The 20,283-nt window shown below is 66.7% G+C and carries 19 protein-coding genes; 8 read left to right on the top strand and 11 right to left on the bottom strand.

Going from position 1 to position 20,283, the window contains the following annotated elements; genetic code table 11:
* Nucleotides 1-42 precede the first annotated feature (42 nt).
* The 3 genes from V9L21_RS08835 to V9L21_RS08825 all read left to right on the top strand — a co-directional run bounded on the left by V9L21_RS08835 (nt 43) and on the right by V9L21_RS08825 (nt 2,639).
* Nucleotides 43-990 carry a LysR family transcriptional regulator gene (locus tag V9L21_RS08835; protein ID WP_337311002.1) on the top strand — a complete coding sequence of 316 codons (948 nt, stop codon included), beginning with the start codon at nt 43-45 and terminating at the stop codon, nt 988-990.
* 65 nt (nt 991-1,055) lie between these two features.
* A complete protein-coding gene (locus V9L21_RS08830; RefSeq protein WP_337311000.1) occupies nt 1,056-1,379 on the top strand; it encodes a hypothetical protein in 324 nt (107 codons plus the stop codon).
* 117 nt (nt 1,380-1,496) lie between these two features.
* Entirely contained in the window at nt 1,497-2,639 is a 1,143-nt protein-coding gene (locus V9L21_RS08825) for a DSD1 family PLP-dependent enzyme (RefSeq protein WP_337310998.1), read from the top strand.
* 80 nt (nt 2,640-2,719) lie between these two features.
* On the opposite strand, the gene V9L21_RS08820 is transcribed toward V9L21_RS08825, so the two are convergent.
* Complete coding sequence (locus tag V9L21_RS08820) at nt 2,720-3,031, bottom strand: hypothetical protein (RefSeq protein ID WP_337310996.1); 312 nt, start codon at nt 3,029-3,031, stop codon at nt 2,720-2,722.
* Between the two features lie 244 nt (nt 3,032-3,275).
* Entirely contained in the window at nt 3,276-4,103 is an 828-nt protein-coding gene (locus V9L21_RS08815) for a crotonase/enoyl-CoA hydratase family protein (RefSeq protein ID WP_337310994.1), read from the bottom strand.
* Nucleotides 4,104-4,199: 96 nt separating this feature from the next.
* On the opposite strand from V9L21_RS08815, the gene V9L21_RS08810 reads away from it, so the two are divergent.
* Nucleotides 4,200-6,053, top strand: a complete 1,854-nt coding sequence (locus tag V9L21_RS08810; RefSeq protein WP_337310992.1) for a PhoX family protein — start codon at nt 4,200-4,202, stop codon at nt 6,051-6,053.
* A gap of 28 nt (nt 6,054-6,081) precedes the next feature.
* Complete coding sequence (locus V9L21_RS08805; protein WP_337310990.1) at nt 6,082-6,474, top strand: DUF488 domain-containing protein; 393 nt, start codon at nt 6,082-6,084, stop codon at nt 6,472-6,474.
* A gap of 1 nt (nt 6,475) precedes the next feature.
* On the opposite strand, the gene V9L21_RS08800 is transcribed toward V9L21_RS08805, so the two are convergent.
* Together V9L21_RS08800 and V9L21_RS08795 are read right to left on the bottom strand one after the other, a co-directional pair.
* Nucleotides 6,476-7,084 (bottom strand): glutathione S-transferase, encoded by a 609-nt coding sequence (locus V9L21_RS08800; RefSeq protein ID WP_337310988.1) that lies wholly within the window; start codon nt 7,082-7,084, stop codon nt 6,476-6,478.
* Between the two features lie 70 nt (nt 7,085-7,154).
* A complete protein-coding gene (locus V9L21_RS08795) occupies nt 7,155-8,057 on the bottom strand; it encodes an SDR family oxidoreductase (protein ID WP_337310986.1) in 903 nt (300 codons plus the stop codon).
* A 146-nt stretch (nt 8,058-8,203) separates the two neighbouring features.
* Between V9L21_RS08795 and V9L21_RS08790 the strand changes: the two genes are divergently transcribed.
* Nucleotides 8,204-9,082: a CoA transferase gene (locus V9L21_RS08790; RefSeq protein ID WP_337310984.1), complete on the top strand. Its 879-nt coding sequence runs from the start codon at nt 8,204-8,206 to the stop codon at nt 9,080-9,082.
* Here V9L21_RS08790 and V9L21_RS08785 read toward each other — a convergent pair whose 3' ends face one another.
* Nucleotides 9,083-11,194 carry an esterase-like activity of phytase family protein gene (locus V9L21_RS08785; RefSeq protein ID WP_337310982.1) on the bottom strand — a complete coding sequence of 704 codons (2,112 nt, stop codon included), beginning with the start codon at nt 11,192-11,194 and terminating at the stop codon, nt 9,083-9,085.
* Between the two features lie 132 nt (nt 11,195-11,326).
* A complete protein-coding gene (locus V9L21_RS08780) occupies nt 11,327-12,247 on the bottom strand; it encodes a hypothetical protein (RefSeq protein WP_337310980.1) in 921 nt (306 codons plus the stop codon).
* A gap of 66 nt (nt 12,248-12,313) precedes the next feature.
* Here V9L21_RS08780 and V9L21_RS08775 point away from each other — a divergent pair, with 66 nt between their 5' ends.
* Entirely contained in the window at nt 12,314-12,769 is a 456-nt protein-coding gene (locus V9L21_RS08775; RefSeq protein ID WP_337310978.1) for a DUF1294 domain-containing protein, read from the top strand.
* 7 nt (nt 12,770-12,776) lie between these two features.
* On the opposite strand, the gene V9L21_RS08770 is transcribed toward V9L21_RS08775, so the two are convergent.
* The gene (locus tag V9L21_RS08770; RefSeq protein ID WP_337310976.1) at nt 12,777-15,176 is read right to left on the bottom strand and encodes a YgiQ family radical SAM protein; all 2,400 of its coding nucleotides are present in this window, start codon (nt 15,174-15,176) and stop codon (nt 12,777-12,779) included.
* A gap of 155 nt (nt 15,177-15,331) precedes the next feature.
* On the opposite strand from V9L21_RS08770, the gene V9L21_RS08765 reads away from it, so the two are divergent.
* Nucleotides 15,332-16,288 carry a bifunctional helix-turn-helix transcriptional regulator/GNAT family N-acetyltransferase gene (locus V9L21_RS08765; RefSeq protein WP_443304525.1) on the top strand — a complete coding sequence of 319 codons (957 nt, stop codon included), beginning with the start codon at nt 15,332-15,334 and terminating at the stop codon, nt 16,286-16,288.
* Here V9L21_RS08765 and V9L21_RS08760 read toward each other — a convergent pair.
* From V9L21_RS08760 to V9L21_RS08745, 4 genes are all read right to left on the bottom strand, one after another.
* Complete coding sequence (locus tag V9L21_RS08760) at nt 16,275-17,783, bottom strand: tripartite tricarboxylate transporter permease (protein ID WP_337310972.1); 1,509 nt, start codon at nt 17,781-17,783, stop codon at nt 16,275-16,277. The two genes, V9L21_RS08765 and V9L21_RS08760, sit on opposite strands and share 14 nt — an antisense overlap.
* 15 nt (nt 17,784-17,798) lie before the next feature.
* Entirely contained in the window at nt 17,799-18,272 is a 474-nt protein-coding gene (locus V9L21_RS08755) for a tripartite tricarboxylate transporter TctB family protein (RefSeq protein ID WP_337310971.1), read from the bottom strand.
* Between the two features lie 43 nt (nt 18,273-18,315).
* Complete coding sequence (locus V9L21_RS08750) at nt 18,316-19,338, bottom strand: tripartite tricarboxylate transporter substrate binding protein (protein WP_337310969.1); 1,023 nt, start codon at nt 19,336-19,338, stop codon at nt 18,316-18,318.
* A gap of 125 nt (nt 19,339-19,463) precedes the next feature.
* Nucleotides 19,464-20,246, bottom strand: a complete 783-nt coding sequence (locus tag V9L21_RS08745) for a 3-hydroxybutyrate dehydrogenase (RefSeq protein ID WP_337310967.1) — start codon at nt 20,244-20,246, stop codon at nt 19,464-19,466.
* Between the last annotated feature and the right edge of the window lie 37 nt (nt 20,247-20,283).

Genomic DNA, 20,283 nt, shown 5'->3' with positions numbered 1-20,283 from the left:
AGTGAATCCATCATTAACCGCAAGTCAACAATCGTTTCGACCATGAGCCACGGCATCCAGCCCTCCGAACTGGGCTTCTTCGTGCAGATTGCTACCGGCGGCAGCCTGAGCGCCGCGGCGCGCAACCTGGGGGTGTCCACGCCGGCGGTGAGCAAGCGGCTTTCGCAGATGGAGCAGCGGCTTCGCATGCCGCTGGTGAACCGCACCACGCGGCGCATGAGCCTGACGCCGGAGGGCGAGGTGTTTCTGGAGCATGCGCGCCGCATCCTCGGCGAGCTCGACGACCTGGACCAGCTTCTGGCCAAGGGCCGGGGCTCGCCGAAGGGCCTGCTGCGCGTGAATGCGACCCTGGGGTTCGGCCGCATGCACGTGGCGCCGGTGATCTCGCGCTACAGCCGCCTGTGTCCCGACGTGGAGGTGCAGTTGCAGCTTTCCGCCGACCCGCCGCCACTGACGGACGATGCCTTCGACGTTTGCGTGCGCTTTGGCGAGCCGCCGGACGCGAGAGTGATCGCCAAGCGCCTGGCGCCGAACCGGCGGCTGCTGTGCGCCTCGCCCAAGTACCTGGCCCAGCGCGGAACGCCGGTGGTGCCGAGCGACCTGGCGCGCCATGACTGCATCGGCATTCGCCAGGGCAACGACGCCTACGGGGTGTGGCGCCTTTCCAGCGGAAAAGGCCGCCGCGAACAGACCGAAACCATCAAGGTCCGCGGCGCGCTGACCACCAACGACGGGGAAATTGCAGTGCGATGGGCGCTGGACGGACACGGCATCGTGATGCGAGCCGAATGGGACATCGAGCGGTATCTCGCGAGCGGCCGACTTGTGCAGGTGCTGCCGCAGTACCGCACGCCCGGCGCCGACATCTATGCCGTGTACGCGCAGCGGCATCAGCTTTCTTCGCGCATACGCGTCTTCGTGGATTGCCTTTCCGACGCCTTCGCGCGCCTGGGGAACAAAAGCGACCCTGGCCCGGCAGGCATCGCCTGAAGACTTACATCGCTTCGCGCGGGCGGCTGTCGCGGCACACTGTAGACGCCTGCAATCGTTGCCACATGGACACCACAGACCCTCGGCCGCCCTTCCCCTCCTGGTGGCGCATTGGCGCGCTCGCCTATTCCACCGCGGGCGCGGTGTGCGTGGTGTCGTCCGCCGCCTTTCCCGAAAGCGAACTGGCCATGCTGGCGGCCATCGCGGGGGCGCTGCCCTGGTCGCTGGCCCTGCTGACGCTCGATCTCGCGCCGGGCGTTGCGCAGACGGCGCTGCTCCTGCTCGCAGGTGGCTGGGCCGTCAATGCGGCGCTGCTCTGGTGGTTGGCAGTCAAGCGCTCGGGGCGGCCGGGGCGCTCGGGGCACCGGGCGCCGTCACGGGCCGACTGAGCGACACTCTTTTTTCGGCCGCTGCGCGCAGTACCACAAGCGGCTTTTCGATGCGATCATTTCGCCCTGCCTCGTGCCTGGCGCGCGCACCCTGAACTCTGCATACGAAGGTTTCCCATGCTCCCTGATACGCAAGTCAACACGCCGCTGATCGGGCTGGCCGGCGGCCGGCAGTCGCTCGATACGCCCGCGCTCCTGCTCGACCTGGGCGCCCTCATGCGCAACATCGAGCGCATGGCCGCCTTTGCCAAGGCGCGCGGTGTGGGCCTGCGCCCGCACGTGAAGACGCACAAGTCGGTGGAGATTGCGCGGCGCCAGGTGGCCGCCGGCGCCATCGGGGTGAGCTGCGTCACGCTGGGCGAGGCGGAGGTCATGGTCAAGGCCGGCATTCCGGATGTGCTGATCACCTCGCCCGCCGTGACGCCGAGCAAGATCGCGCGGGTGGTCAAGCTTGCCAGGCTCGCGGGGCCGGGCGGAATGATGGTGGTGGTGGACGACCCGCGCAATGCCGCGGACCTTGCCGCCGCCACGCTGGGGCTGCCGCATCCGCTCGAGGTGCTGGTCGACTACGGCGCGGGCTACAACCGCACCGGCGCCGCAACCGAAGCGCAGGTGCTCGAGCTCGCGCGCCGCATCGCGGCCGAGCCGCGCCTCAAGCTGCGCGGCTTGCAGGCCTACGCCGGTAATCTGCAGCACATTGTCGACCGGGGGCAGCGCAGTGCAGCGGCCGCCGGCCTGCGCGAAACCGTTGCGCGCATCGTGGCGCAGGCCAGGCAGGAGGGCATTCATTTCGAGATCGTGACGGGCGCCGGCACGGGCACGCACGACCTCGACGCGCAGCGCGACGCATTCACCGAGTTGCAGGCGGGCTCCTATGTCTTCATGGACGCGGAATACACCGAGGTGCTTGGCGCCCCCGGGCAGCCCTCGCCTTTCGAGGTGTCCCTGTTCGTGCAGACGGCGGTGGTGAGCGCCAATGCGGCGGATTGGGTCACGGTCGATGGCGGCACCAAGTGCTTTGCCACCGACGCCGGCGTGCCGCTGGTGGCGCGCGGCGCCGACCCGGCGAGCCGCTACGCGTTCTTTGGCGACGAGCACGGCAAACTGCTGTTCGCCGGGGCGCGGCCAGCGCTGGGGGAGCGTGTCGAGTTCGTCACCCCGCATTGCGACCCGACGGTCAACCTGCACGACGCCTACCACGTGGTCGATGGCGACACCCTGGTGGCCATCTGGCCGGTGGATGCGCGCGGCAGGCACTAGGCGGGGCGCTAGGCCGGGGCGCTAGGACTGGCGCTGGGACTCCGGGCTGAGGCAATGGCGAAGAATCGCCGAGCGGGCGGTCAGACGCGCGGCAGTGCCGCCAGGTAGGTAGAGACCACGATCGCAGCCGCGCGGTCCAATTGCAGGAGGTCCGCAATCTCGAACGCGCGCGCAGCAGCGCTTCCGCTCATTTCGGGCGGTACGCGGATCTCGACAAGAACTTCGGCCGCGAGCTCGCGGTCGCTCCGGGGCTTGCCATCGGGGTGCATCACCCACTCGTCTATTTGCTCGAACGGAATGCTTCGGAAGACGCCGACGACAGGGATGTACTTGTAGCGATCCTCGCCCACCAGGATGGGCACGCTGAGATTGCAGAAAAACGTGGTCGACATGCAGGATCGCCATCGCAGTCAAAAGGATTAATTGTTAAGGAATGTGACTGACTCGGCCACCCTTCCGAACCCTTAATCCCGGCCAAGACGTGACCTTAGTCACACAAAGGTCATGTTTGTCCGCAGAGGACCATTCCGCAGAAAGCAATCCTTAGTTCTTACAAACACTCGGCCCTGGGCGCGAAATTGGCCGCTTTTGGGCGCTGAAAGGCGAAAAACAGCCTTTCCGCCTAGGCGGCGCGGGTCAGGTGGCGGCGCCGAACTGCGGCGGGCGCCGCTCGATGTTGGCGCGGACCGCCTCCGTCTGATTTGCGCCCCCGATCAGCGCCCGCTGCTCGACCGACTCGGCAACCAGCAGATCTGCTGCGCTTTGCGACAGCGCGGCATTGAGCAGGCGCTTGCCCGCCCGGATGGCGTCGGGGCTCTTTCCCGCGATCTCGCGTGCCATCTGGAGGGCTTCGGCCAACGGTTCGGCGGCCAGCCGGGTGGCAAAACCCAGTTTCAGCGCCTCCTCGCCCGAAAAGATGCGCCCGGTGAAGGTGAGTTCGCGCACCACGTCGCTGCGGGCGAGCTCGCGCATCAGCACCATGCCCCCCATGTCGGGCACAAGGCCCCACTTGATCTCCATGACCGAAAGCCTGGTGTCGGGCGCCACGATGCGGATGTCGGCGCCCAGCGCCACCTGCAGGCCGCCGCCGAAAGCCACGCCATGTACGGCGGCGATGACTGGCACCGGCACTTCGCGCCAGGCCATTGCAACGTATTGGGCTGCGTTCGAAATGCCATGGGTCCGGGTGGCCAGGTCGGTGCCGCCGGCCGCGGCGCCCAGCACGGCACTCGCGGCGCCCTGCCCCATGCGCTCGAACGAAGCCATGTCGAGCCCGGCGCAAAACGCCTTGCCCTGGCCCGAGACCACCACGGCGCGCACCGCGGCGTCACGGCGCAAGGATTCGCCGGCCTCGATCAGCGCGTCGAACATCGCGGGATCGAGCGCGTTCATCTTGTCGGCGCGTGCAAGCTGCAGTTCCACCACGCCGTCGGGGTGGCGGGTCCATTCGATTCGGTCGGCCATGTCGTGTCTCCTTCGGTTTTCTTCGCGCCAGTATCGCCCGGTGCGAGCGCTCGGCGATGATGGCGCCTGTCGCCCACCCAACACCTGCTTCGACTCATGCCCGTGGATCGCCGGATCTTTCTGCAATCGGGCGCCGCCGCCGTGGTGGCGCTGCTCCACCGAAGCGGTGCCCACGCATTCCCCAGCCGCGCCGAGACGGCGATGCTCGGCTTCACTGCCGTTCCGGTTTCGCTGCGAGACGCGGTGGTGGTGCCGCCGGAGTACGAATGGCAACTGCTCTATCCATGGGGCACGCCCACGGGAGTGAAGGGCCAGCCGATGCCGGCCTTTGCGCCCGATGGCTCCCACAGCGCGGCCGACCAGGCACTGCAGGCGGGCATGCACCACGACGGGATGCACTTCTTTCCGCTTGCAACACCAGACCGCGCACTGCTCGTGATGAACCACGAATACACCGACGAGCAGTTGCTCCACGCTGACGGCATCAAGGAATGGACCGCCGAGAAGGTGCGCAAGTCGCTGCATGCCATGGGTGTTTCGGTCATCGAGATCCGGCGCACGCGCGATGGCTGGCGGCAGGTGCGCCCGTCGCCCTATGCCCGCCGCGTGCACGGCAACACGCCCATGCGCATTGCAGGCCCCGCGGCGGGTACGCCGCTGATGCGCACACAGGCCAACCCCACCGGCGACGAGGTGTTCGGCACCTTCGCCAACTGCGCGATGGGCGTGACGCCGTGGGGCACCTATCTGACCTGCGAAGAAAACTTTCACGGCTACTTCGGCGGCCCGAAGGAAGCGGCCAGGGACATCACGCCCGCGCAGCGCCGCTACGGCACGGTGCCGGGCTCGCAGTGGGTGGACTACTGGCGCTTCGACGAACGCTTCGACATGAGCCGGCATCCGAACGAGTCCCACCGCTTCGGCTGGGTGGTCGAAATCGATCCTTTCGATCCCGCGGCCAAGCCCGTCAAGCGCACCGCGCTAGGCCGCAAGCGCCAGGAAAGCGCCACCTGCACGCTCGCCAAGGACCGGCGCCTCGTGGTCTACATGGGCGACGACGCGCGGTTCGAATACATCTACAAGTTCGTCAGCCACGGAAAGGTTTCAGCCAGCGACGGCAGTGCCGCCAACAGCCGCCTGCTCGACGAAGGCACGCTCTACGTCGCCCGGTTCGACGCCGACGGCCGCGGCCGATGGCTCGAACTCGTCCACGGGCGCAACGGCCTCGATGCGGCGGGCGGCTTTGCCGACCAGGCCGAGGTGCTGGTCCACGCCAGGCTGGCCGGCGACGTGGTGGGCGGCACCCGCATGGACCGTCCGGAATGGATTGCGGTGCATCCGCAAACCGGCGAGGTGTACGCCACGCTCACCAACAACAGCCAGCGCGGCGAGCCCGGCAAGCCGGCGCCGGACGCAGCCAATCCGCGCGCCGCCAACCTCTTCGGCGGCATTCTGCGGTGGCGCGAGGATGGCGGCGATGCAGGCAGCGAAGGCTTCGCCTGGGACCACTTCGCGCTCGCCGGCGACCCGGCACAAACGGACAGCGGCGCGCGCTATCCCTTGGCCAATGCAGACGTCTTCGGCAGCCCCGACGGCTTGCACTTCGACGGCGGCGGCCTGCTCTGGATACAGACCGACATGAGCGGCCAGCTCATCGGCAAGCCGCCCTATGCATCGTTGGGCAACAACCAGATGCTGTGCGCCGATCCGGCGACGGGCCGCATCAAGCGCTTCTTGACGGCGCCGAACGGCAGCGAGGTCACCGGCTGCGTGGTAACGCCCGACCGGCGCACGCTGTTCGTCAACATCCAGCACCCGGGCGAATCCCGCGACGACGGCAGCGGAACGCCGACCAGCGCCTGGCCCGACGGCACCGAGCCCGGCAGCGCACGCCCACGCTCGGCCACGCTGGCCATTCGCCGGCGCGACGGCGGTATCGTCGGCACCTGAAGCCCGTCCAAAAAAAAGGAGACCCTGCATGAGCATTCGCATCGTTCGCCTCGGCACACCGCGCGCCCACGGCGAAGGCCTGCGCATCGGCACCGTGCGCCGTCCGCCGCGCGGCGTTCCCAAGACGGAGTTCGCCTCGCAAGATTGGTACGACGTGTGGTACCCGAACCTTGCACCTTCGGCCGAGACCATGAAGCTCGGCCAGGAAGCGGAAACGCCCGCGCAATGGAACGCTTTCATGCGCAAGTACAAAGCCGAGATGGCCGAGGCCGATGCGAGCCGCAGCCTCGACCTGCTCGCGGCGCTTTCGCACAGCACGGCGCTTGCGGTGGGCTGCTATTGCGAGGACGAGTCGCGCTGCCATCGCTCGCTGCTGCGCGGCCTGCTGGCCGAGCGCGGGGCGGACATCGCCGCGAACTGATTCAGACCTGCGGAAGAGCCACGAAAGCTGGCAGCTTTTCCACGTCGGCCGCAAAGGCTGCAAGCGAGGGGTAATCGGCTGGCGCAATCACATCCGGGAGCACCAGTTGGGTGAAGCTCCATGCCACGGCGCTTGTCAGCGCGGCCTGCCCGATGGTGCCTTCGGCGTTTGGCGCAGGCAGCTTCCGCAGTTCGTCCTGGAGCCCCGCGTAAGCCGCACCGAGCTGGCCTCGTACCCTCTCGACCCACGGCGCGTGCTGCTTTTCCGGTGGGCGCAGCTTGCGCTCATAGACGATCTGCACCGACTTCTCGCACGCGGCCAGCGCAAGCCCGAGTACCTTCAGCGCATGCTGCCGTTCCGCGAGTCCGGACGGCATGAGGCTGCGGCCGGCGAGTGTTTCGGCGTAGTCGATGATCAACGTGGAATCCATCAGCAGCGTGCCGTCGTCACACACCAAGGTCGGTGCCTTGACCACGGGATTGATCTCCCGAAATTGTTCGAAGGTGCTGAAGACCGAGATCGACCGGTGTTCGAACGAAAGCCCGAGCATCCGCAGCGAGACGGCCACGCGGCGGACATAGGGCGAATCGAGCATGCCGATGAGTTGCATCTGCTTTTTTTCCTGGATTGATATTGCGCAACGATACGCGTGATCCGTCTGCTGGCGGCATGCAGGCCCGTCAGCGCTGCGCCTTGTCCTTCTGGTTCTGCGCCTCGATGCGCTCGCGCGCGGCCTGCCAGTCGTCATCGCTCCATTGGCGCAGCTCGTAGAAGTTGCCGCCGGTGGCCAGCGCGTTGCCGCCGTCCATCATGATGCTCTGGCCGGTGAGCCAGTCGCACTGGCCGGGCGCCATGAGAAAGGCCGCCAGGTTCTGCAGCTCGCTCATGCGGCCGGTGCGCGCCATGGGGTTGGTCTTCTTGCTGCGGGCACCGGGCTCCTCGCCGGGGTTCAAGCGCTTGCTCATGCCCTCGGTCGGAATTTCGCCCGGCCCCACGGCGTTCAGGCGAATGCCATGGCGCGCCCACTCCACCGCCAGCGACTTGGTCATGACTTCGATGCCGGCCTTGCTCATGGCTGAAGGCACCACGTAGGGGCTGCCGTTGTCGACCCAGGTCACGATGATGCTCATCACGCTGCGCAGCGCGTCGCCCTCCTTCCATTTGCCGGCCTTCGCTTCGGCCACCCATCGCTTGCCCACAGCCTGCGTGACATAGAAGCTGCCGTGGAACACGATGTTCGCTATGGCATCGAAAGCGCGGGGCGAGAGGCTCTCGGTCGGCGCCACGAAGTTGCCCGCCGCGTTGTTGACGAGGCCGGTGAGCCCCCCGCTCTGGAAGAGGCTCTCGACCATGTCGTCCACGCTCTGCGCAACGCGGATGTCCACGCCGAAGGTGTCGATGCGGCGCCCCGGAAACTGCTGGCGCCACTCGGCCGCGGTTTCTTCGCAGACCGACTGGCGCCGGCCGCAGATTGCAACGTCGGCGCCCAGGCCCAGAAAGCGCTCGGCCATCGCGCGGCCGAGGCCGGTGCCACCGCCTGTCACGAGAATGCGCTGGCCGCTCATGAGGGAAGCTTCAAACATGGTGAATCTCCTTGGTGGTTGCAACAGAGCGGCAAGGCGCGGGGCCGCCATGGCGCATGCTACGCCGCCGACAAATGCCATGGCTTGCGAAATCTGGCTCTGCGCGGGTAAAAATGTCCTTCGCCCTGATCACCGGATACATGACCATGCAAAGCCCCGCTGCTTCGTCTTTCCAATCGCTCGCCGGCGTGCGTGTGCTGAGCCTTGCGCTCAACTTGCCGGGCCCCGCGGCACTGCTGCGCTGCCGCGGCATGGGTGCCACCTGCCTGAAGTTCGAGCCGCCCGCCCGCGACCCGATGGCGCTTTACGACAAGGCCGCGTACGCCGCGCTGCACGAGGGCATCGAGGTTCGCACGGCCGACCTGAAAACCGAAGCCGGCCAGCAACAGCTGCACGCCGAACTCGCGCGCACGGACGTGCTGCTCACCTCTTTCCGGCCTTCAGCGCTCGTCAAGCTGAAGCTCGACTGGGCATCGCTGCAGGCGCGCCATCCGTCGCTGTCCCAGGTCGCCATCGTCGGCGCCCCCGGCGAGCGCGCCGAGGAGCCGGGCCACGACCTTACCTATGTTGCGGAAAGCGGCCTGGTCACCGGCACCGAACTGCCGCCCACGCTCTACGCCGACATGGGCGGCGCCCTGCTCGCAAGCGAAGCGGTGCTGCAGGCCACCCTGCATGCCCGGTCCGCGGCAAACGCGAACGGCGTGTACCTCGAGGTGGCACTCAATGCATCGGCCGATTGGCTGGCGCTGCCGCGCACCTGGGGCCTCACCCGGCCCGAGGGCGCCGTGGGCGGCGCGCACGCGGGCTATCGCGTGTATCCCTGCGCGGACGGACGCGTGGCGGTTGCCGCGCTGGAGCCGCACTTTGCGGAGCGCCTCTGCGAAGCGGCCGGCGTGGCTTCGCGCGACATGTTCTCGGCGGCCACGCGCGAGGGCATTGCCGCCTGGATTGGCACCCGCACCCGCGCACAGCTCGAAGCCATGGCGCGGGAGCGCGACGTGCCGCTGCTCACGCTGGCCGACTGATCAAAGGCGCAGTTCGCTCAGCTTGCGATCGAGCTTGATGAGCCAGATGCGCACCGGCCGTTCCAGGTCGCTGCCGCGCGTGATGCGCGCGCCCGTCACGCCCGCCGGGCACTTGGCGATGATCGCGCCGGTGGCATCCACCGTGCAATCCTCGACGCTGCCTGCCACGGTCTTGCCGTCGGCATCGAGCAGGATCGTGCTCAGGCCGAAGTCGTTGTCGTTCACTAATGCCAGGGTCTGGTCGTCCACAACAGTCAGGCCCTCGGCCTTTTCGGCCAGCCAGCCCAGCGCATTGAGGTCGAGCAGCTCGGTCTTGCGCATGGTCACCACCGTGGAGTAGTCAGCGGCTCCCGAAGGCGCCTGCGTGATGCTGCTGATTTCCAGGTTGTGGTCGAAGGCCGCAATGTCGGTTGCATTGGCCGGCAGCTCGACCAGCATCAGCTTGTTGAACACCTTGCCGTCGCTCTTGCGCGCACCCTGCTCGATCACGATGAAGCGGCCGTTGCCCAGGCTCACCACGTCGCCGAGCTTGGCGTTGCCGGTGCGGTTCTTGTCGTACTGGCTGCCGTCGATCGGGTAGGCGTAGAGCTTCGACGTCTCGGTGGCCGGGTCGAATGCGAGCCAGCGCGTGAACTTCGCGATGTGGCGCACATCTGTCTTGCTGCCGCCCGGCGGCGTGGCCTGGATCGACTTGCCCGCGCCGTCCTTCGGATCGATCGGACTCTGCAGGAAGCCGTGCAGCTTGCCGTCTGCCGCGTCGAGCGTCAGCCCCTCCATGCCGCGGTTGGCGCGGCGCTGCGCGAGCACCAGCGGCAGATCGGCGGGGCCGCTGCCGGGGGCGTATTTCTTCTCGATCACGCCGGTAGCGATGTTGATGCGTGCAATGAACGGGCCGTACTCGTCGCTGGTCCACAGCACGTTGCGCGCCTTGTCGAGCACCATGGTCTCGGGGTCGAGGCCGTTGGCGTCGTAGTTCGCCTTGGCGGCATCGAACACGTAGCGGTCGGTCAGCGGCGTTTCACCCGTCGAGCCCACGCCCGACTGCGGCGGCAGGCCGGTGATCTTCTTGCCGGCATCGAGCTTGAGCGGCACGCTCGACGAGAGCACCGCACCAGTCTTGCCGATGCGCACGATGCCGAAGCTCGGCGCGAACGACGGCGCGGGAAACACCTTGCTGATGCTCGTGGCGCCGCCGCCATTGGGCACGGGCGCGGTCGGGCCGTCGCCGTTCGGGCCGCGGTCGGTAATGGCATAGAACTCGAGCGTGCCGTCGTCGGCCTTGCCCTTGAACGCCAGGCCCGACCCGTAGGCCGGCAGGAAGCCCGCGGGAAAGTCGGCCTTGGTCTTCTCGTTGTCGCCCTCGTAGGGCACGTTGAAGCTGGCATCGGCCTGCAACTGGTAGCGCGTGACGTCGATGCCGATGGTGCCGAGCGCATTGGTCTGCGTCGAGGCTTCGGTCACCGGCGCGCCGAGGCGCGAAGCCAGCGTGTCCTCGAAGTGTTCACGCGCCAGCGTGCGGCGGCTTGAATCGACCATGCGGGCATTGTAGGGAGCGGGCAGGCCCGCGAGCACTGCGTTGAAAGCGGTGTCGAAGCTCGCGGCCGCGGCGCTGAAATCGACGGACCCGGCTGTGAGCGCAACCTTCAGCGCCGGAGTCAGGCGAATGCCGTTCGAAGGATCGCGGTCCTCGTCGAAGCTCTGCAGCGCGAGCAGGCGGTTGACGACGGCATCGGCTTTCACGTCGGTGCCGCCGGCCAGGGTCAATGGGGTGATCGCATCACCGCAAGCAGCACTGCCGAGCGCGAGCGCGCCGACGCTGAAGATAACCGTCTCGCCGTCCTTGCAGGTGAATTCGCCGGCTGCGTTGGTGGTCGCCTTGTCGGCGTTGCCGGCAACGTAGTCCAGGCCTTCGACCGCCGCGTCAAGGAAGGTGCCGGTCTTCGACTGGGCCGCCGGCGGATTCGTCGTGCCACCACCGCCACCGCCACCCGATGCCGGGGGAAACGCCCATCCGCCACTCCCGCCGCCATCGCTACCGCCGCAGGCACCCAACAGCACGCTGGCACCTGCGAGCGCCAGCCACCCCATCCTCGATCCTCTTGTCTTCCGCATTGCTTGTCCTTGTGAAGCGCCCGCGCAAAGGCGCAGGCCCCGGCGATTAATGCCGAGGCAGATGACAAGCCCGTGAAATTGCAGTCGAAAGGTTGCGGCGGGTTCGCTTTTTCAGCGCCCCTTCCGTGCCTCTTAGCGCTTCGTGCCGTCGCGTTCGCGGTCCTCGCGCTTGATCGCAAGGTAGGTTTCGAGTTCGATCTCGTGCAGCTGCCGCGGATACTGCTCGGCCGCGGCAAACCAGGAGCGCTCGCGCCGCTCGGCCGGCGCACCGGCGTCCGAAGAGAGATAGGCGTCCAGCGTCAGAAAGTAGCGCATCGCATTGCGCTCCACCAGTCCGCGCGTGCCGCGGATGTAGTCGGGCTGCCCGTCGGCCTCTTTGCCGACCACGGTAAAGCCCACCTTGTTGCGGCCGAAGGTGGCCAGGTATGCCTGGGTGGCCATGCGAACCATCATGTTGTGGTCGTAGCTGTAGCCAAAATGCAGGAAGCTCCTTTTCTCGTCGAGCGCCACCGCTTCCAGCGTGACCCGGTAGTTGCTTGTGCCCAGCGGTCCGCTGGCGGCGTTCATCTCGACCGACAGGTACTCCGGCGTTGCGTTGGCCACGCGATAGATGAAGGGCAGCTGAAACGCCTGATCGACCGGCTTGTCGTAGCGCCGCACGACGAACAGCGTCAGCATGTCTTGCCCTTGCGGCGTGGTGCCCGCGCGGCATCGTCGATTGTTGACGTGCAGCTTGAGCAGTTCGCACCAGTGGGACGATTCCTTGAGCGCAGCGCTGATCTCCGGCAGCGAGTGGTCTACCACTGCATAGATGTCGCCCTGCAGCCCGCCCGGCGTTTCCAGCGAATCGAGCTGAATGGGCCTTCCGAAGCCGCTGCGCTCGAGCTTGCCCTTCATGCGCTGGTGCGTAGCGCGCAGCGCTTCGGCCGAAGCACTGGCCGATGCAGAAGGAGATTCGGAAGGCGCCGCCAACGCATGCACTGAAGCGGCGAACAGAATGCCCCCCGCCAGGGCTCGCAACCATGAAACCGGCGGAGAGAACAAAGTACTCATGGGGCCACACGATACAACGGGCGGCGAGAATCCCGCCATGCATCCCTTTCTTTCAGTCTGCAAACCGTGAAGCGCCAAGCTCCCGCATCGCCGAATGCGGGCCGCACCGCAGCCGATTCGCGGCGACGCAGCGGGGCGGCGCCCTCCTCTTCATCGTCGATGCTGCCCATGAGCGTGCTGCTCCTGGGTTATGCGGCGCTGCTCGGCTACGGCGTATGGACCGCGCGCCTGCCGCCGCTTGCCTTGGGCGTGCTGCTGCTGGTCAGCCTTCTGACCTTCGCGGTCTACGGTTTCGACAAGAGCGCTGCGCAAGCCGGACGTTGGCGCACCGCGGAGAGCACGCTGCACCTGTTGTCGTTGGCGGGAGGATGGCCGGGCGCATGGTGCGCGCAGCGGCTCTTTCGCCACAAGTCGCGCAAGGCGAGCTTCATGGCGGGCTACTGGGCCACCGTGCTGCTGAATATCGCCGCCGTGGCCGCCTGGGTCGGCAAGCTGGTGCCGGCCGGACTGCTCGGGGGCTGAGCTCGGCTCAGCGTGGCTTGCGGATGCTGCCGCGCACCGGGCCGGCCGCGGCCTTGCGCGGTGGCGCCGAACCGTTGTCGCGCGGCGGCAGGCCGGTGTGCTGCGTGAGCATGCGGCCCTTCGAGGGCTTTACCGGTGCGAGCCTGACCGGCGCCGACGCCTTGGCCGCCACTGGCGCGGAGGTCGAGTTCTTGCGCCGCGCGCTCGTGTAGCCGCCATCGGTGAGCGGCTGCCACGTTGGAATGAGGTGGTGCTTGCCGTTGCCGATGAGGTCGGCGCGGCCCATGCTCTTCAAGGCCTCGCGCAGCAGCGGCCAGTTGTTGGCGTCGTGGTAGCGCAAGAAGGCCTTGTGCAGGCGGCGGCGCTTGTCGCCGCGCACGATGTCCACCGTCTCGCTGTCGCGCGTGATCTTGCGCAGCGGGTTCTTGTTGGTGTGGTACATCGTCGTGGCCGTGGCCATCGGGCTCGGGTAGAAGGTTTGCACCTGGTCGGCGCGGAAACCGTTCTTCTTGAGCCAGATCGCGAGGTTCATCATGTCCTCGTCGCTGGTGCCCGGATGCGCGGCAATGAAGTACGGAATGAGGTACTGCTTCTTGCCCGCCTCGGCCGAGAACTTCTCGAACATCTGCTTGAACTTGTCGTAGCTGCCGATGCCGGGCTTCATCATCTTGGTGAGCGGGCCCTGCTCGGTGTGCTCGGGCGCGATCTTCAGGTAGCCGCCGACGTGGTGCTGCACCAGCTCCTTCACGTATTCGGGCGACTGCACGGCCAGGTCGTAGCGCAGGCCCGAGCCGATCAGGATCTTCTTGATGCCCTTGAGCGCACGCGCGCGGCGGTAGATCTTGATGAGCGGATCGTGGTTGGTGCCCAGGTTCTGGCAGATGCCCGGATACACGCAGCTGGGCTTTCGGCAGGCGGCCTCGATCTCGGGGCTCTTGCAGCCGAGCCGGTACATGTTGGCCGTGGGGCCGCCCAGGTCGGAGATGGTGCCGGTAAAGCCGCTCACGCTGTCGCGAATGGCCTCGACCTCCTTGATGATCGATTCTTCGGAGCGGCTTTGGATGATGCGGCCCTCATGCTCGGTAATGGAGCAGAAGGTGCAGCCGCCGAAGCAGCCTCGCATGATGTTCACGCTGAAGCGGATCATTTCCCACGCGGGGATCTTGGTCGCACCGTCGTGGCTGCCGTTTTCGTCGGCATAGCGCGGATGCGGGCTGCGTGCATACGGCAGGTCGAACACGTAGTCCATCTCGGCCGTGGTGAGCGGAATGGGCGGCGGGTTGATCCACACGTCGCGCGCCGTGGCGCCCTCGCCGTGCGCCTGCACCAATGCGCGGGCGTTGCCGGGGTTGGTTTCGAGGTGCAGCACGCGGTTGGCGTGGGCATAGAGCACCGGATCGGCGCGCACCTGCTCGTACGACGGCAGGCGGATCACGCTGCGGTCGCGCGGAGGCACCTTGATCTTGGCGCGCTGCTGGAGCGCGGGGTTCGGCACGAAGGTGAGCGGCTTGATGGCCGGGTTCACCGGGTTGGCCGCGGCGCCGGCTTCTGCGGCTTGTGCCACAGCCTGGGCTTCGTCTTCCTTCGCGCAGGTGGCGCCGTTGGCCTTGGCCTGCTCCGACACCATGAGGTACGGGTTGACGTGCGCCTCGACGCGGCCGGGCTCGTCCACGCTGGTGGAGTTGATCTCGAACCACTCTTCTGGCGTGTCGCGCCGCACGAAGGCGGTACCGCGCACATCGGTGATCTCATGCACAGGTTCGCGCGCCGCCAAGCGGTGCGCGATTTCGACGATGGCGCGCTCGGCGTTGCCGTACAGCAGCAGGTCGCACTTCGAATCGACCACGATCGAGCGGCGGACCTTGTCCTGCCAGTAGTCGTAATGCGCAATGCGACGCAGCGAGCCTTCGATGCCGCCGAGGATGATGGGAACGTCGTTCCAGGCTTCCTTGCAGCGCTGCGAATAGACGATGGCCGCCCGGTCGGGCCGCGCGCCGCCCACGTCGCCGGGGGTGTAGGCGTCGTCGCTGCGAATCTTGCGGTCCGCCGTGTAGCGGTTGATCATCGAATCCATGTTGCCGGCGGTCACGCCGAAGAACAGGTTCGGCTTGCCCAGCGCCTTGAATGGCTCGGCGCTCTGCCAGTCGGGCTGGGCGATGATGCCCACGCGAAAGCCCTGCGCCTCGAGCATGCGGCCGATCACGGCCATGCCGAAGCTCGGGTGGTCGACATAGGCATCGCCCGTCACCACGATGATGTCGCAGCTGTCCCAGCCGAGCGCGTCCATTTCCTTGCGCGTGGTGGGCAAGAACTTGGCCGTGCCGAAACGGGCCGCCCAGTACTTGCGGTAGCTGGTCAGCGGCTTGGCGGCACGCGCAAAAAAGGAGACGTCGACGGGGGCGTTCATCAGTGGGAAGTTGGCGGCGCGGCTTGGCGGGCTCGGCGCCGCAGTGGGCAACCCATGATTTTAGGGTTTTCCATCACTTCTGTCGCGTCCGGCTGCTTTGGCGCGACCGCTGCAAGGCCTTTAATTGGTTGCCGAAGTCAATCATTAATATGACAATGGCAATCATGTCGAGCACCCTGGCCACTCCCGATGCCGCCGCCGTCAAGGCGATCCGGCAGTTCAACCGCTTCTATACGAGCCGAATCGGCGTGCTCGATCCGTACCTTGGCAGCGACATGTCGCTGACCGACGTTCGCGTGCTGTACGAGTTGGCCCACCGGCCAACGCCCGTGGCAAGCGAGATCGGCCGCGACTTGCGGCTGGACGCCGGCTACCTGAGCCGCATCCTGCGCCGCTTCGAAGCCGAAGGCTGGCTCACGCGCCAGCCGCACGCCCGCGACGCGCGGCAAAGCGTGCTGCGCCTTACCGAAGCGGGCCACGCCGCATTTGCGCCGCTGCAACAAAAGTCGCGCGACGAGGCGGCCGCCCTGCTCTCCCCGTTGCCGCCGCACGACCGCCAGCAGGTGGTCGATGCCATGGCGCGCATCGAACGCCTGCTCGATCCGGCCACCGCCCCTGCGGCGCGCACCCGCACCGTCGTGCTGCGTGACCCGTTGCCCGGCGACATGGGCTGGGTGGTGCAGCAGCACGGCGAGCTGTATGCGCGCGAGTACGGCTGGAACAGCGAGTTCGAGGCGCTGGTGGCCGAAATCGTGGCCCAGTTCGTCCGCAAGTTTCAACCGGCGTGGGAGAAGTGCTGGATTGCGGAGCTCGACGGCGAGCGGGTGGGCGCGATCTTCGTGGTGCGCAAATCTCCCACCACGGCCCAACTGCGGCTGCTTTTGCTCGCGCCGTCTGCACGCGGCCTGGGGCTTGGCGCCCGGCTCACCGACGAATGCATTGCCTTTGCGAAGGCCAGGGGCTACCGGAAGATGGTGCTCTGGACCAACAGTTGCCTGGAGGCCGCCCGCGCCATCTACGCCAAGCGCGGCTTCAAGCTCGACAAGTCCGAGCCCTACGAAGGCTTCGGCCAGCAACTCGTGGGCGAGACCTGGTCGCTCAAGCTGCAGTAGACGAAGCGGTTCGCCGCCCCCTGACCCACAGTTTTCGAAGCAGCGGCGCAAGCCACACCAGCACAACCACCGCGGCCAGCGAAGCGGCGATGGGCCGCGACACGAAGCCCGCCAGGTTGCCGCCGGACTTGATCATCGAGGTGATGAAGTTCTCTTCGAGCATGCCGCCGAGCACCACGCCCAGAATGGCGGGCGCAATCGGAAAGCCGTTTTCCTCGAGCAGATACGCCACGATGCCGGCAACGAGCATCACGCCCACATCGAATAGCGAGTTGTTGATGGCAAATGCGCCGACGATGCAAAACAGCAGGATGAGCGGCATCAGCACGTTGCGCGGCACCCGCAAGATGCGCTTGGCCACCTTGATGCACAGGATGCCCAGCGGAACCATGATGATGTTGGCAATGATGAACAGCATGAACACCGCATAGATGTTCTGCGGGTTGGTGGTGAAGAGCGTCGGCCCCGGGTTGAGGTTCTTCATGTAGAGCACGCCGATCACGATGGCTGTGATCGAGTCGCCCGGAATGCCGAACACCAGCGCCGGAATCCACGCGCCGGCCAGCGCGCTGTTGTTGGCCGAACCCGATTCGACAATGCCTTCGACATGGCCCGTGCCGAACTTCTCGGGCTCCTTCGAGAATTTCTTGCTCATGGCGTACGACATCCATGCCGCGATGTCGGCGCCTGCGCCCGGCAGCGCCCCCACTGCCGTGCCCAGCACACTGCCGCGCAATATCTGCACGGGGTACTTTTTAGCCAGCGCCCATTGGCCCGAGAGCACGCGGCCCACTTTCTCGACCACGATCTCGCCTGGCGGCAGCGTATCGACCGCGAAGCGGATCACCTCCGAGACCGCGAACATGCCGATCATCATCGGGATCATGCCGATGCCGCCCGTCATCTCGGCATTGCCGAAGGTGAAGCGCGGAAAGCCCGCCGGGTTGCCAAGCCCCACGCACGCCACCAGCAGGCCGAGCAGCAGCGTGACCATGCCTTTGAGCGGCCGGTCCGACGTAATGAACACCGCGCAGGTCAGGCCCAGCAGCACCAGCCAGAAGTACTCGAAGGAACTGAAGTTGAGCGCAAAGTCGGCCAGCGCCGGCGCCGCCACGATGAGCACCACGGTGCCGAAAAGCCCGCCCACGGCGGAGAACACCAGCCCCGCGCCGAGCGCGGTTTCGGCCATGCCCTTGCGCGTCATTGCAAAGGCCTCGTCGGTATAGGCGGCCGATGCAGGCGTGCCCGGAATGCGCAGCAGGCAGCCGGGAATGTCGCCCGAGAAGATGGCCATGGCGGTGGCCGTTACCATCGCCGCGATGGCGGGAATGGGCGGCATGAAAAAAGTGACCGGCACCAGCAGCGCAACCGCCATGGTGGCCGACAACCCCGGTACCGCGCCGACGAACAGGCCATAGAGCGAGGCCAGCACCATCACAAGGATGGTGTAGGGCTCGAAGACCATCGAGAAAGCCTGCAAGAGTGCTGCCGACATGAGTGGAGGCCCCGGTTACCAGGCAATGGGTGTCAGCACACCCCAGGGAAGAGGAACGCGCAACAGCTTGTAGAACGCCGCATGGATGAGCAGCGAGGCAATCAGCGCAATCAGCACCGCGCGGCCCGGCCGCACGCGCATGGCAAGCATCAGCGCCAGCAGCGAGATTGCCGCGGTCGGCAAGAAGCCGAGCCGCCCCGAAGCGACGATGTAGAACAGCACCGCGCCAATCACCAGCGCGGCGGCCAGCACATGGCGCGGCGAAGCAGCCCAGGCGCCAAGCCGCATCCAGGGCGCGGCATGCCGCTCTCGCCAGCCCTTGACCAGCAGCATGAAGCCGCAGATGCACAGCCCGATGGCAATCAGCCCCGGGAAAAGCGCCGGCCCGACCTGCTGGCCCGGTATGCCGGGATAGCTGCGCACCACGGCCAGCACCAGCGCGCCGAGCACCAGCAGGATCAGCCCGAAGACCGCGTCGTTGAACTTCATTGCGCAGCCCCTTCGCGGGGCGCGCACGCACGCCGCGCGGCGCTCACTTGACGATACCCACGGCCTTCATGGTTGCGCCGAGCTCGGCGTCGGACTTGGCCATGTAGGCGGCGAAGTCGTCCGGGCCCGCATAGATCACGCCAAAGCCGCGCGAAGCCATGAAGTCGGTGTACTCCTTTCTCGCCACCACTTTCTTGAGCGCGCCAGCAAGCTTGTCGCGCACGTCGGCCGGGAGGCCCTTGGGGGCGACGATGCCGCGCCAGGCGGCCATCGACCAGTCGCTGCCTATGGAGGCTTTGAGCGTGGGCACATTGGGGTACAGCGCCGAAGGCTTGTCGCTCATGATCGCAAGGCTCTTGACCTTGCCCGCATCGATGAGCGAGCGCGCCTCTGGCAGCGAGACCGGTGCGATGTCGACGCCACCGGCCACCACGTCCTGCAGCCCCGGCGCGGCGCCGTTGCTCGGCACCCACGGCACGGCCGCGGGATCGATCTTCTGGTCGCGCAAGAGGCCGGCAATGGCCAGGTGCCAGATGCCGCCCTGTCCCGTGCCCGAGGCCTTCAGCTTGCCGGGGCTGGCCTTGATGGCCGCGAGCAGTTCGGCCACGGTCTTGTAGGGTGCATCGGCGCGCACCTGGATGCCGGCGGGGTCGAGGTTGGCAAGGCCGATGGGGGTGTACGACGTGCTGGTCAGTTGCGTGAGCCCCTGCCAATGCATCATGCCGATTTCGACCGTGGCCATGCCGATGGTGTAGCCGTCGGGCGGCGCGGCGGCAATGGCGGAATGGCCCACCACGCCGTTGCCCCCGGTGCGGTTCACCACGGTGAACGGTTGGCCCAGTTCTTTTTCGAGCAGGCTTGCAATGATGCGCGCCGTGGCATCGGTGCCACCGCCCGCTCCCCAGGGAACGATCAGCGTGACCGGGCGGCTCGGATACGCCTGCGCAGCCGCGGGAGCCGCCGCTGCAAACATGGCGAGCCCGGCCGCGACACCCGCGGCATGGGCAACGAAAGAGCGTCGCGAAAACACACGGGAGGAACTGACACGGGGCAAACTGACACGCATGGTTGTTGTCTCCTGGCGAAGGTCATTGGTATGACGTTTGAATGGCCATGCGATTTTTCGCACAGTTCACTCGCCGGAGACATTAGGGTGAACCATCGTGTGCCGCACCCGGCGGCGTCATTTGGTTACTGCATGAACCAGCCGTGGCTCACCACCAGCGATTGCCCGGTCAGCGCATTGGTCGGAAAGGCCGCAAACAGCAGCGCTACGCGGGCGACGTCCTCGGTGGTGGTGAACTCGCCGTCGACCGTTTCCTTGAGCATCACGTTCTTGATGACCTGCTCTTCGGTAATGCCCAGCGTCTTCGCCTGCTCGGGAATCTGCTTTTCAACGAGCGGCGTGCGCACGAAGCCGGGGCAGATCACGTTGGCGCGCACGCCGTGCTTGGCGCCTTCCTTCGCGACCGTCTTGGCCAAGCCGATGAGTCCATGCTTGGCCGTGACGTACGGCGCCTTCAGCAGCGAAGCTTCCTTCGAATGCACCGAGCCCATGTAGATCACGCTGCCGCCACGGCCCTGGGCGTACATGTGCTTGAGGCAAGCCTTGGTGGTGAGGAAGGCGCCGTCGAGGTGAATGGCGAGCATCTTCTTCCAGTCCGCAAAGCTGAACTCATCGACCGGATGCACGATCTGCACGCCGGCATTGCTGATGAGGATGTCGATGCCGCCGAAGGCCTTGGCCGCTTCCTCGACCGATGCGTTCACCTGGTCCTCACTGGTCACGTCCACCGCCACGCCGATGGCCTGTGCGCCCGCGGCCTTGAGCTCCGCAGCCGTGGCATCGGCCGCTTGCTTGTTGAGGTCGGCAATGACGACCTTGGCGCCTTCGCGCGCGAACAGAACAGCAATCTCCTTGCCGATGCCGCTGGCCGAGCCCGTGATGTAGGCGACCTTGTCCTTGAGTTGCATGGTGAACGTCCTTGAGGTTGAAGAAGAAAAAGAAAGA

This window comes from Variovorax sp. CCNWLW235 (assembly GCF_037204085.1).
Lineage (GTDB): Bacteria > Pseudomonadota > Gammaproteobacteria > Burkholderiales > Burkholderiaceae_C > Variovorax.
This window is presented reverse-complemented; position numbering and strand designations above follow the sequence as displayed.

Bases quoted from the DNA above. Each gene is read 5' to 3' on its own strand.
- V9L21_RS08835 (WP_337311002.1), top strand. From the start codon at position 43: ATGAGCCACGGCATCCAGCCCTCCGAACTGGGCTTCTTCGTGCAGATT.
- V9L21_RS08830 (WP_337311000.1), top strand. From the start codon at position 1,056: ATGGACACCACAGACCCTCGGCCGCCCTTCCCCTCCTGGTGGCGCATT.
- V9L21_RS08825 (WP_337310998.1), top strand. From the start codon at position 1,497: ATGCTCCCTGATACGCAAGTCAACACGCCGCTGATCGGGCTGGCCGGC.
- V9L21_RS08820 (WP_337310996.1), bottom strand. From the start codon at position 3,031: ATGTCGACCACGTTTTTCTGCAATCTCAGCGTGCCCATCCTGGTGGGC.
- V9L21_RS08815 (WP_337310994.1), bottom strand. From the start codon at position 4,103: ATGGCCGACCGAATCGAATGGACCCGCCACCCCGACGGCGTGGTGGAA.
- V9L21_RS08810 (WP_337310992.1), top strand. From the start codon at position 4,200: ATGCCCGTGGATCGCCGGATCTTTCTGCAATCGGGCGCCGCCGCCGTG.
- V9L21_RS08805 (WP_337310990.1), top strand. From the start codon at position 6,082: ATGAGCATTCGCATCGTTCGCCTCGGCACACCGCGCGCCCACGGCGAA.
- V9L21_RS08800 (WP_337310988.1), bottom strand. From the start codon at position 7,084: ATGCAACTCATCGGCATGCTCGATTCGCCCTATGTCCGCCGCGTGGCC.
- V9L21_RS08795 (WP_337310986.1), bottom strand. From the start codon at position 8,057: ATGTTTGAAGCTTCCCTCATGAGCGGCCAGCGCATTCTCGTGACAGGC.
- V9L21_RS08790 (WP_337310984.1), top strand. From the start codon at position 8,204: ATGCAAAGCCCCGCTGCTTCGTCTTTCCAATCGCTCGCCGGCGTGCGT.
- V9L21_RS08785 (WP_337310982.1), bottom strand. From the start codon at position 11,194: ATGCGGAAGACAAGAGGATCGAGGATGGGGTGGCTGGCGCTCGCAGGT.
- V9L21_RS08780 (WP_337310980.1), bottom strand. From the start codon at position 12,247: ATGAGTACTTTGTTCTCTCCGCCGGTTTCATGGTTGCGAGCCCTGGCG.
- V9L21_RS08770 (WP_337310976.1), bottom strand. From the start codon at position 15,176: ATGAACGCCCCCGTCGACGTCTCCTTTTTTGCGCGTGCCGCCAAGCCG.
- V9L21_RS08765 (WP_443304525.1), top strand. From the start codon at position 15,332: ATGGCAATCATGTCGAGCACCCTGGCCACTCCCGATGCCGCCGCCGTC.
- V9L21_RS08760 (WP_337310972.1), bottom strand. From the start codon at position 17,783: ATGTCGGCAGCACTCTTGCAGGCTTTCTCGATGGTCTTCGAGCCCTAC.
- V9L21_RS08755 (WP_337310971.1), bottom strand. From the start codon at position 18,272: ATGAAGTTCAACGACGCGGTCTTCGGGCTGATCCTGCTGGTGCTCGGC.
- V9L21_RS08750 (WP_337310969.1), bottom strand. From the start codon at position 19,338: ATGCGTGTCAGTTTGCCCCGTGTCAGTTCCTCCCGTGTGTTTTCGCGA.
- V9L21_RS08745 (WP_337310967.1), bottom strand. From the start codon at position 20,246: ATGCAACTCAAGGACAAGGTCGCCTACATCACGGGCTCGGCCAGCGGC.